This window comes from Nocardia otitidiscaviarum NBRC 14405 (assembly GCF_000308635.1).
GTDB lineage: Bacteria > Actinomycetota > Actinomycetes > Mycobacteriales > Mycobacteriaceae > Nocardia > Nocardia otitidiscaviarum.
Genome location: NZ_BAGD01000119.1, coordinates 77,133 through 86,449, shown reverse-complemented (window position 1 = coordinate 86,449; position 9,317 = coordinate 77,133). Strand labels below are relative to the sequence as shown.

At 68.7% G+C, this 9,317-nt stretch carries 13 protein-coding genes and 1 pseudogene; 6 read left to right on the top strand and 8 right to left on the bottom strand.

Annotated features, from left to right (window positions below):
• Positions 1-640: 640 nt before the first annotated feature.
• Complete coding sequence (gene acpM / locus ON31_RS27450) at positions 641-922, bottom strand: meromycolate extension acyl carrier protein AcpM (RefSeq protein WP_039817703.1); 282 nt, start codon at positions 920-922, stop codon at positions 641-643.
• Here acpM and ON31_RS27445 point away from each other — a divergent pair.
• A complete protein-coding gene (locus ON31_RS27445; RefSeq protein ID WP_085996497.1) occupies positions 921-1,859 on the top strand; it encodes a MerR family transcriptional regulator in 939 nt (312 codons plus the stop codon). The genes acpM and ON31_RS27445 overlap by 2 nt on opposite strands.
• 83 nt (positions 1,860-1,942) lie before the next feature.
• Here ON31_RS27445 and ON31_RS27440 read toward each other — a convergent pair whose 3' ends face one another.
• Positions 1,943-2,347: a hypothetical protein gene (locus ON31_RS27440; protein ID WP_039817701.1), complete on the bottom strand. Its 405-nt coding sequence runs from the start codon at positions 2,345-2,347 to the stop codon at positions 1,943-1,945.
• 326 nt (positions 2,348-2,673) lie between these two features.
• Between ON31_RS27440 and ON31_RS36985 the strand changes: the two genes are divergently transcribed.
• Positions 2,674-2,820: a hypothetical protein gene (locus ON31_RS36985; protein WP_157533787.1), complete on the top strand. Its 147-nt coding sequence runs from the start codon at positions 2,674-2,676 to the stop codon at positions 2,818-2,820.
• 102 nt (positions 2,821-2,922) lie between these two features.
• Positions 2,923-3,318, top strand: coding sequence for a nuclear transport factor 2 family protein (locus tag ON31_RS27435; protein WP_029926265.1), 396 nt, complete (start codon positions 2,923-2,925; stop codon positions 3,316-3,318).
• Between the two features lie 20 nt (positions 3,319-3,338).
• On the opposite strand, the gene ON31_RS27430 is transcribed toward ON31_RS27435, so the two are convergent.
• Positions 3,339-3,743, bottom strand: a complete 405-nt coding sequence (locus tag ON31_RS27430; protein ID WP_051037803.1) for a winged helix-turn-helix transcriptional regulator — start codon at positions 3,741-3,743, stop codon at positions 3,339-3,341.
• Positions 3,744-3,840: 97 nt separating this feature from the next.
• Between ON31_RS27430 and ON31_RS27425 the strand changes: the two genes are divergently transcribed.
• Positions 3,841-4,689, top strand: a complete 849-nt coding sequence (locus ON31_RS27425; protein ID WP_039817698.1) for an SDR family oxidoreductase — start codon at positions 3,841-3,843, stop codon at positions 4,687-4,689.
• Here the strand turns inward: ON31_RS27425 and ON31_RS27420 are convergent.
• The gene (locus ON31_RS27420) at positions 4,686-5,090 is read right to left on the bottom strand and encodes a Cif family virulence factor (protein ID WP_039817695.1); all 405 of its coding nucleotides are present in this window, start codon (positions 5,088-5,090) and stop codon (positions 4,686-4,688) included. The two genes, ON31_RS27425 and ON31_RS27420, sit on opposite strands and share 4 nt — an antisense overlap.
• Positions 5,091-5,104: 14 nt before the next feature.
• Complete coding sequence (locus tag ON31_RS27415; RefSeq protein ID WP_039817694.1) at positions 5,105-5,482, bottom strand: VOC family protein; 378 nt, start codon at positions 5,480-5,482, stop codon at positions 5,105-5,107.
• A gap of 125 nt (positions 5,483-5,607) precedes the next feature.
• Here ON31_RS27415 and ON31_RS27410 point away from each other — a divergent pair, with 125 nt between their 5' ends.
• Entirely contained in the window at positions 5,608-6,435 is an 828-nt protein-coding gene (locus ON31_RS27410; protein WP_039817739.1) for a TetR/AcrR family transcriptional regulator, read from the top strand.
• A 76-nt stretch (positions 6,436-6,511) separates the two neighbouring features.
• Complete coding sequence (locus tag ON31_RS27405) at positions 6,512-7,378, top strand: alpha/beta fold hydrolase (RefSeq protein ID WP_039817691.1); 867 nt, start codon at positions 6,512-6,514, stop codon at positions 7,376-7,378.
• A 220-nt stretch (positions 7,379-7,598) separates the two neighbouring features.
• On the opposite strand, the gene ON31_RS27400 is transcribed toward ON31_RS27405, so the two are convergent.
• From ON31_RS27400 to ON31_RS27390, 3 genes and pseudogenes are all read right to left on the bottom strand, one after another.
• Positions 7,599-8,138, bottom strand: a complete 540-nt coding sequence (locus ON31_RS27400) for a carboxymuconolactone decarboxylase family protein (protein WP_029926253.1) — start codon at positions 8,136-8,138, stop codon at positions 7,599-7,601.
• A gap of 54 nt (positions 8,139-8,192) precedes the next feature.
• Complete coding sequence (locus ON31_RS35900; RefSeq protein ID WP_370450445.1) at positions 8,193-8,957, bottom strand: FCD domain-containing protein; 765 nt, start codon at positions 8,955-8,957, stop codon at positions 8,193-8,195.
• A 60-nt stretch (positions 8,958-9,017) separates the two neighbouring features.
• Positions 9,018-9,314 (bottom strand): annotated as a pseudogene (locus ON31_RS27390) (GntR family transcriptional regulator); the annotation flags it as partial.
• Positions 9,315-9,317 lie beyond the last annotated feature (3 nt).

Genomic DNA, 9,317 nt, shown 5'->3' with positions numbered 1-9,317 from the left:
CGTCGAGGATCCGACCGGGTGGGCCACCCTCGGACGTGCCAGCGGAAGCGAAAGCGGTAGCAACAGTATCGGCAACGGCAGCATCGGTGGCGGCGGCAACAGCAGCAGCTTCGGCAACAGCATCAGCGGCGGCAACCGCGGCGGCGGTGTCGGTAGTGGCCGGTATCCGGGTCGTGTCGTGTGGACACCCCCGACCCGCATCGACCCGGCCCGTGCTCCTCGGGTGAACCTGCACCACCACCCGGAGCAGTGGCTCACCGAGCCCCCGACCGGTCACGGTAGCGACCATCCCGACCGACCCGGTCACTGTCACCGCGACCACCGAACAGCCGATCGGCGACCCACCGGTCCTCACGACCGGCCGTCGACCGACCACCGCACCCACCGGCCGAACCCGTCCCGGGGCGATCACTTACGCCAATAACCGCCACCGGCACAACACCCGTCTCGAAAACGCAACCCCAGCCAGTCCGTCGGCTGGGATAGACGCACACGGCACCCCACCCGGCGTCAGCGAAAGCCAGGTAAGGCCCCAACGCCACCACACTCATCCCTTGAAATCTCTGCGGCAACACCCCCAGACCGACACGACCCCCGACACCGCAACACATGGACAAGGCCGAAACCAGCCCCTAACCAATCACACCCCACCGCGGTACCGGTCGTCGGACCGCTCGGCCTCCATGCGCTGTACGTAGGCGACCGCGTCGCCCACGGTCCGCAGGCGTGCCAGGTCTTCGTCGGGAACCTTCACGCTGTACTTGTCCTCCAGCTGTACGGCGATCTCCACCAGCGACAGCGAGTCGATCTCCAAGTCCTCGACAAAGGATTTCCCGAGTGATACCTCGGCGGCGTCGATCCCGGTCACCTCTTCGACGATCTCCGCGATTCCGGCGACGATTTCTTTCTGCGTCATGGCCATGAGTTCTCTCGTGCGGGTGAGTATCGGGGAGCTGGCGCGGCGCGTCGGGCTCCCGGTGCGAACGATCCGGTTCTATTGCGACGAAGGAATTCTGGAGGCGCAGCGCAGCCCGGGCGGGCATCGGATGTTCGACGCCGATAGTGCTGTCGAACGACTGCTGCTGGTGCGGCGGTTGCGAGCGCTCGGACTCGGGTTGGAAGCGATCACCGGTGTGCTGCGTGAAGAACGGTCGATGGCGGAGGTGATCGCTGCCGAAAGTGCGCGGCTCGACGTCGAATTGAAGGCGCTGGCCTGGCGGCGGGCGGCACTGCGGGCCGTCGAGGCTGGCGCTCCGGCCTCTCAGGCCGAACGACTCGCGTTGTTGGCCGCCGCGCAGGACGGTGGGGCGGTACACGATCGCCTCGTCGGGTTCTGGCGGCGGGTTCTCGCTCCGCTACCGCGGTGTGACAGCGATGGATGGGTGGGCTGGAATGTTCCGGAGCCGCCAGCCGATCCGTCGGTCGACGATGTTGTCGCCTATGCCGAACTGGCCGCTCTGGTGACCACGCCGGGTATGAACAGTGATGTGCGCCAGCAGTATTGGCGGAACAGGCCGGAGCAAATCCGCGACGGCCGGGCACTGTACGCCGCGGTGGGTGACGTCATGGTGGACGTCGTGCCGCTCGTAACGGATGGTGTACGGCCCCGCCCCGGCCGTGAGCTCGATCGATTCGTCCACGCCCACGCCGACGCGCGCGGGCAACAGGATTCGCCGCGATTTCGTGAGGAACTGCTCGGCGCAACGGTTTCCGATCCACGGCTGCACCGATACTGGGCGCTGACAGCACAGTTCCTCGGAACTCGGGTCACGGTCGGACGGGCGCACGACTGGTTGCTCGAGGCGTTGGGCCAGTCCACCGGAGGGATTCGAATGAGCGCGTCGCGGGTTCGGGGGTGAACCCGCGACGCGCTCCCTTCGTTCCTGGCGGAAATCAGGGTGGATGCCTCAGCTCGGAACCGAGCGCGGCTCACCCGGGCAGCTCACGCGGCGTCGAGGGCCGCCGCGATCTTGCGGCCCATGGCGGCGACCGCGGGACCCGGCTCCCGCTTACCGGCCTTGGCGGCAGCGTCCACGGCGACCAGGACGGTGTCGCGGAAGTTGGCCGCCTCGGTGGGGGAGTGGGCGCCGAGCAGGCGGACGGCCGCGGTCAAGGCGGGCAGCACCTGGTCGGCGAGGTCGGCCGTGGTCTTGCCGGGGAGTTGGATGTCGCGGGACTTGGCGGCGAGTACGTGGCCTACCAGACCGGTGGCCGAGGTCAGGGCGGTGGATCCGTAGCTGATGCCCTTGTGCGGTGCGCCGGCGGCGGCCATCAGGGCCACTGCGCCGTAGGCGGCGGTGCGGACGGTGGCCTGGTCGTGGTCGGTGAGGGTGACGGTGGCGGTCATGGTGGTGCGCTCCTTCGGTTCGCCGGGTGTGTCCCGGTCGCTGTGTTCGATGTACCTACTGTCGCCGGGGCGACTGATACGGGCCTGACACCTGGCTGACAGCGCCACTGACACCGGGACGGGCCGGTGTTCGGGCTCGGCTGGAGGGCGAATTGCGTTGTGGCTGCGGGGGTCCGCCGGAGTCGATAGGTCATGTGTTCCACCCGTGGGTGACATCCGGGTACCGGGATGTGGACCTTCGGCCCCTGCGGCGTACCGCCCCGGCGGGTGATCGTGGACGCACACGGGCGGCGCAGCGGCGCCGGATCGGGATCGGGAGGATCGACATGAGTGATACCGCCGCACAGGACCGCAACGACCGTCGTCAGGATCGGGTGGTGTGGCCGGAGCCGAGCCCGCTGGCCCCCTGGTGGGACCGGGTGATGTTCGCCGAGAGCGCCGGCCTGCGCGAGATCCGCCGACCGTCGTCCTGACCGCGGTCAGCCGATTCGAGGTGTCTCGGCAATCCGTGGCGTAGCGCCCCGCACCTCGCTACCGTCTCATATGCAACTGGTTGAGTATGAGAGGTGGGCGGTATGCATCCCTTCCGGGCGGCCGTGGAGGCGCGCGATGTGGACGCGATCGAGGCGCTGTTGGCCGACAATGTGGTGTTCACCAGTCCGGTGGCGTTCAAGCCGTATCCGGGCAAGGCGATCACCGCGGCCATTCTGCGCGCGGTGCTGCGGGTGTTCGAGGACTTCCGCTACGTGCGGGAGATCGCGGATGGGAACGGGCGCGATCACGCGTTCGTGTTCGAGGCGACCGTGGACGGCAAGCGGATCACCGGATGCGATTTCCTGCATTTCGACGCCGACGGCAGGATCGACGACTTCATGGTGATGGTGCGTCCGCTGTCGGGGGCGCAGGTCCTCGCCGCGCGCATGGGGGAGCAGTTCGAGCAGATCGCGGCGGAGGCGGCCGCGCGGCAGTGAGCGGTGGCGGTGGCGGGGCGTCACTCCCGGTGGTACTCGGCCTGGGCGGCCGTGATCCGGTCGATATTCGATTCCAGGATGTGGATGAGGCCCTCGAGCTGTTCGGCCACCGTCGCTCCGAGTTCGGTGAGGGTGTATTCCACGTGCGGGGGAATGGACTGCTGGACCTCGCGGTGGATCATGCCGTCGCGTTCCAGGGTCTGCAGCGTCTGGGAGAGCATCCGTTCGCTGATGCCGTCGACGCGGCGGCGTAGCGCGCTGAAGCGGTAGGGGCCCGCGCGCAGGGCGACCAGTGCGAGGACGCCCCAGCGGCTGGCCACGTTCTGGAGTACCGGGCGGGACGCGCAGTTTCGCGCGAAGACGTCGGCTTCCAGGGTGGGGTCGGGGTCCGGTTGCCGGGTGGTCATGGGGTCGAGATTACTCATCCTTTCGCCTCTTCCGGTATTGCGGGAATAGCCTGTACTAACTATTAGTTAGTACAACTCGAAACGGTAGTTCATTCCCGTCAACCTGGAGGTAGTCATGACCGTCGCAGTCACCGGAGCCAGTGGTCAGCTGGGTCGTCTCGTCGTCGAGGCGCTGCTGCGCAGGGGAGGGCCGGTCGTCGCGGTGGTGCGCGATCCGGCCAAGGTGGCCGACTTGGCCGAGCGAGGCGCGCAGGTGCGTGCGGCCTCGTACGACGATCCGGCCGCGCTGGACGCCGCACTGACCGGGGTGGACCGGGTGCTGCTGGTGTCGGGCAACGAGTTCGGCAAGCGAGTGCAGCAGCACACCAACGTGATTCGCGCCGCCGAGCGCGCCGGGGTCGAACTGCTCGCCTACACCAGCATTCCGCATGCCGAACGCAATGAGCTGATCCTCGCGCAGGAGCATCGCGGCACCGAGGCGGTACTGGCCACGACGACCGTGCCGACCGTTCTGCTGCGCAACGGCTGGTACTGGGAGAACTACACCGGCGGCCTGGCGCACGCCGTGGAATCCGGTGTGCTGTACGGCGCGGCGGGCGAGGGCCGGGTGGCCGGAGCCGCCCGCGCCGACTACGCCGAGGCCGCCGCCCAGGTGCTCACCACCGACGGTCACGCCGGGCGGGTGTACGAACTGGGCGGCGACGAGCGGCTCACCTATGCCGAACTGGCACAGGCCATCTCGGCGGCCGCGGGCAAGCCGGTGCGCTACGAGAACCTGGCACAGGCGGACTACGCGGCCGCGCTCGAAAAGGCCGGTCTGCCCGCGGGCTACGCCCAGGCGCTGGCCGACGCCGATGCCGGTATCGCCACCGGCATTCTCGACGTCGACAGCGGTGACCTGCACAAGCTGCTCGGCCGCACCTCGACGCCCGCCGTCGAGGTGTTCCGCGCGGCGCTGGGCTAGGCCCAGCCGCCCTGCACCATGGTCTGGAACTTCCACTCGTCCCGGCACTTCACCAGCAGGTCGCCGTAGCGCACCTGCTGGCTGAAGTCGCCGACCGTGATGGTCGCGTCCGTGATCACGAAGACCAGGTTCTCGTTCACGAAATGCGGTGTGCGCGTGGATTCCATGGTGATCTCGCCGTTGTCGCCGAGCTGTTCGGTCAACTGCGCGACGTACTGCTCGCGGGTGCAGGACTCCGCGCGCCCATCGGTGACCTCGTTGAGCGGGTACATGGCGGTATCGGCCATGGCTTCGATGTCACGCGCCCGGGCGTAGGCGTCGTAGCGGTCGAACCAGGCCAGTACCTCCGCCACATCCGCGGGGGAGGGGGTGAATTCGCTGCGCGCCGGCATGGTGGTCATGAACTCTCCTCTGTTCAGACCCACTGCACGAGTTGGATGACGATGCCGTTGGGGTCGAGCGTCTGGAAGTAGCGCTCACCCCATTCCTCGGTTTCGATGGGTGTCACGATCTCCACTCCTTCGCCGCGCACGCGTTCGTATTCGGCGTCGATGTCGTCGACGACGAAGGCCACCAGCAGCCCTTGGCCCGCGCTGCCCGCGATGCGCTCCGGCTTGAAGGTGGACAGGCCGGTGCGCAGGTAGATGATGTTGAACCCGGCGTCGGGGCGGCTGAGCGAGACGAATCCCTCGGCCGACATCTCCTCGGTGAAGCCGAAGTGGTCGATGAGGAAACGGGCCGACGCCTGCGGGTCCGGCACATTCAGGGAGATGGCGGAAGCGGTGATTTTCATGGGGTCCTCCTCGGCGTGCCGGATAACTCTTTACTTAGTACGCTATACTTTGTACGGAAATTCCCGGACGCATGCATCGTGACGTGTGTCACAGGGATACGATTCCGGTGGAGGTGGTGCGCGGAATGGGAGAGCGGAGCAGTGCGGGCGATCCGGCGCGCACCCTCGAACTGCTGTGGCGCGAACCCGGCCGGGGTGGCTCCGCGCGGGGACCGAAACAGCGCACCACCGTGGACGCGGTGGTGTCGGCGGCCATCCGGATCGCCGACACCGAGGGCTTGGGCGCGCTCACCATGCGTTCGGTGGCGGCCGCGCTGGGGCTCACACCGATGGCCACCTACACCTATGTGCCCGGCAAGGCGGAACTGCTCGACCTCATGCTCGACTCGGTCTACCAGCACATGCCGCGTGGCGACATCGCCGGAAAGCCCTGGCGGGAAAGGGTTTCCGCCATCGCGGCGGAGAACCGGGACATGCTCGCCGCCCACCCCTGGGTGGCCTACGTGCCGACCACCCGCCCGCCGCTCGGCCCGGGGGTGGCGGCCAAGTACGAGCACGAACTGAGCGCCTTCGACGGTCTCGGCCTCACCGATCTGGAGATGGACTCCGCGCTGACCCATGTGCTCGGTTTCGTGAACTCGGTGGCGCGCATCGCGATCGACACCCGCACCGCCGCCGCCGACAGCGGAATGAGCGACCACGAGTGGTGGGAGCGCGCCGCACCCGTGCTCGAGCGTGTGTTCGACGCCGAACGCTATCCGCTCGGCGCGCGGGTGGGAGCCGCGGCCGGGCAGGCCCACGACGCCGCCTACAGCGCCGACCACGCGTACGAATTCGGTCTGGCGCGGGTGCTGGACGGACTTGCCGCGCTCATCGAGAACCCCGCGCGCCGAACCGTTCGGCATGATGCCGACGGGCGTGCCGCCCGTCGCGGAAACTCGCGAAGCGACTGACTTCTCACATCCGCTTGCCGGTCGGTTCGGTGTGCGGTGCAATGTCTGTTCGGGGCGCGACAGGACTGGAGGGGTCGTGCGAGCGGAACTCGAACACTGGCTCACCGCGGGAAAGTTCTTCCCATTCTCCGGATACCGCGTGTTCTATCGGCGGTCCGGCCGAGGTCCGGCCCTGCTGCTGGTCCACGGCTATCCGTTCAATTCCTTCGACTGGCACCGCATCTGGTTCCGGCTCACCGAGCGTTACGACGTGCTCGCGCCGGACATGCTGGGGATGGGCTTCTCCGACAAGCCGCTTCGGCATCACTACAGCGTGCTCGAGCACGCCGATATGCACGAGGCGCTGCTGCGGGCGCAGGGGGTGGAGGAGGTGCTTATCCTGGCGCACGACCTGGGGGTCAGTGTGGTGCAGGAGATGCTGGCCCGCCGCATCACCGATCCGGCGCTGCCGCGCATCCGCGCGGTGGCCTTCCTCAACGGCGGCCTCTTCCCGGAGGTCTACCGCCCCCGCCTGGTGCAGCGGGTGTTGTCGTCGCCCGCGGGCGATGTGCTCGGACCGCTGCTGCCGCCGCCGCTGCTGCGTCTGGCCGTGCGCGAGGTGTTCGGACCCGACACCAAGCCCAGTGCCGCCGATATGCGCGACTTCCTGGACATCGTCGAGTACAACCACGGTCGCTGGGTGAACCACAAGGTCGGCCGCTTCACCCTGGAACGGGCGCGGTACCGCGAGCGGTGGGTGGAGCCGCTGGCCAAAGCCACTGTGCCGCTGCGGTTCATCAATGGTGCGGTCGATCCCAATTCGGGTGCGCACATGGCCGCGCGCTACCGCGAGGTGGTGCCGGACCCGGATGTGGTCTCCCTGGACCGGATCGGCCACTGGCCGCAGTTGGAGGCCCCGGAGGCCACCTTCGAGGCGGCCGACGCCTTCTTCACCGGTCGCTGACTCCCGCCGTCGATCCGGCGAAGCCGCACGGCGTCGGCGACCTGTCGGGTCTACCGTCGGCGGTGGGTCGACCTGGTACTTGATTCGACGCGGCACCGCTGCGGACCACGCCGATGGTGAACCTGATGGGCGGCTGCGCCGCGCCCGTGGATGTCGGTGCGAACTGCGCGCTGCGGGTGTGGTGGCCGATCACCGGGCCGCGCCCGCCCGTGGCTTCGCGTCAGTGATCGGGCTGGATGCGTAGTGCGGTGATGGTGCTGGCCAGGCCCTCGTACTGGTTGACGAGCAGCACGAATTCGATGAGTTTGGGTTCGGAGTAGTGCTCTGCCAGCGACTTCCACGCGGCATCGTCGAGATCGCGGGTGGTGACGAGTTGGTCGACGGCGGTGAGCAGTGCGCGCTCCTTGGCGTTCCAGCCCTCGTCGGCGGGGCCGCGGCGCAGGCGCTCGAGGATCTCCTGGGTGATGCCCGCGCGCTTGCCCAACCGGATGTGATGGTCGGTCTCGTATACGCAGTCGCGCAGATGGGCGACGCGCAGGATCACCAGTTCGGTGTCGTAGCGGGGCAGGGAGCCGCCCGGCATGAGCCGCCCGGAGTAGTGCAGCCAGCCGCGGAACAGACCCTTGGCCTGGCCGAGGGTGCTGAACAGGTGCGCGTCGTCGGTGCCCGCGGCGCGGGAGATGATCTGCCAGACGAGCCAGTTGACGGGGCCCAACTCTCGGATGCGGCCGGGAGCGATACGCGGCTGATTCGACACCATGCCTCACGCTAACAAACTGTCCCAGCCAGCGACTACCGCTCGGTAACCTTTGGCTCAATCCCGCAGTGCGCGGGCCAGTTTCGTCAGCCGCAGCGCGTGTTCGGCCCGGGCCAGCACATGGTCGCGCGAGGTGGTGATGTGCGCGACCAGCACCGACAGTCCCTGCTCGAGGTCGCCCGCGAGCAACCGCTCCGCGATGGCGATGTGCTCGGCGGTCATGACGGCGACCCGCTCCGGAGTGGGGATGTCCAGAGCCCGGATCGGCCGCACCCGCGCGTGCACCGTCGCCAGCGCGTCCGCCAGGGCGGCATTGCCGGAGGCCGCGAGCAGCCGGGAGTGGAAGCGCTCGTCGGCGGCTATGAGCTCGGCCCCCGGTGGCGGCGGATACGCGCGCAGATCCTGCCAGATCTCCAGCTCCCGTTCGATCATCGCCGCGTCATAGCGCGGTCGCGCCCTCGGCGGGCTGCCCGCACTCGTCGTCGGGTGAACCGCCCGCGCTCGGAATTCTTCCGCCGTATCGACGGCGCGGATCGACGTTGTGGGCTCGGGCGCTGTCCGGCGGACCGGCTCCACGCGCGTGGTTTTCGCCGTAGCGGAACCATCGGCCGCGGCGAGTTGCTCGCGTGTCGTGGGGGCCACGGCCGTGCCCGGCCCGTCCGCCCCGTCCGCAGCCGTGAGGTGTGCCGCTGTGCCGGCGACAGTGGGGGGTGCCACCGACTCGGCGCTCACATGCGGTGTCGGCGGTTCGGTGACGACTGGCCGTTCGGACGGCGGGGCGGTGGTTCGTGCCGGTGGTCCCGCGGCGACGGGTCGCCCCACCGTCTCGGCGGCGACGGTGGTCGCGACCGGATTCGGCTCCGCCGCGACGTCGACCGGCGCGTCCGTGCGGAGCCGGTGAATCCCATGGGATTCCAACAGGATTCGCAGCTCGTACAGGTCCGCCAGTTCGTCGAGGCGGGGTCGGTACGGGTAGAGCCCGTCCGGCAGCCGTTCGATCAGGCCGTCGGCGAGCAGCCGGGCGAGGGCCTCGCGGACGGGGGTGCGGGACACCCCGTAGATCTCCGCGAGGCGTTCCTCGCGGAGTCGTTCGGTGGGCACCAGCACCCCCGCCGCCAGGTCGCCCTGCAGCGACCGGTACACCCGCTCGGACAACGGAATACGCCCCCTGCGCGCCATGCC

What these genes read in the sequence shown, in the direction of transcription:
- ON31_RS27445 (WP_085996497.1), top strand. Translation starts at nt 921, where the DNA reads ATGAGTTCTCTCGTGCGGGTGAGTATCGGGGAGCTGGCGCGGCGCGTC.
- acpM (WP_039817703.1), bottom strand. Translation starts at nt 922, where the DNA reads ATGGCCATGACGCAGAAAGAAATCGTCGCCGGAATCGCGGAGATCGTC.
- ON31_RS27440 (WP_039817701.1), bottom strand. Translation starts at nt 2,347, where the DNA reads ATGACCGCCACCGTCACCCTCACCGACCACGACCAGGCCACCGTCCGC.
- ON31_RS36985 (WP_157533787.1), top strand. Translation starts at nt 2,674, where the DNA reads ATGAGTGATACCGCCGCACAGGACCGCAACGACCGTCGTCAGGATCGG.
- ON31_RS27435 (WP_029926265.1), top strand. Translation starts at nt 2,923, where the DNA reads ATGCATCCCTTCCGGGCGGCCGTGGAGGCGCGCGATGTGGACGCGATC.
- ON31_RS27430 (WP_051037803.1), bottom strand. Translation starts at nt 3,743, where the DNA reads ATGAGTAATCTCGACCCCATGACCACCCGGCAACCGGACCCCGACCCC.
- ON31_RS27425 (WP_039817698.1), top strand. Translation starts at nt 3,841, where the DNA reads ATGACCGTCGCAGTCACCGGAGCCAGTGGTCAGCTGGGTCGTCTCGTC.
- ON31_RS27420 (WP_039817695.1), bottom strand. Translation starts at nt 5,090, where the DNA reads ATGACCACCATGCCGGCGCGCAGCGAATTCACCCCCTCCCCCGCGGAT.
- ON31_RS27415 (WP_039817694.1), bottom strand. Translation starts at nt 5,482, where the DNA reads ATGAAAATCACCGCTTCCGCCATCTCCCTGAATGTGCCGGACCCGCAG.
- ON31_RS27410 (WP_039817739.1), top strand. Translation starts at nt 5,608, where the DNA reads ATGGGAGAGCGGAGCAGTGCGGGCGATCCGGCGCGCACCCTCGAACTG.
- ON31_RS27400 (WP_029926253.1), bottom strand. Translation starts at nt 8,138, where the DNA reads ATGGTGTCGAATCAGCCGCGTATCGCTCCCGGCCGCATCCGAGAGTTG.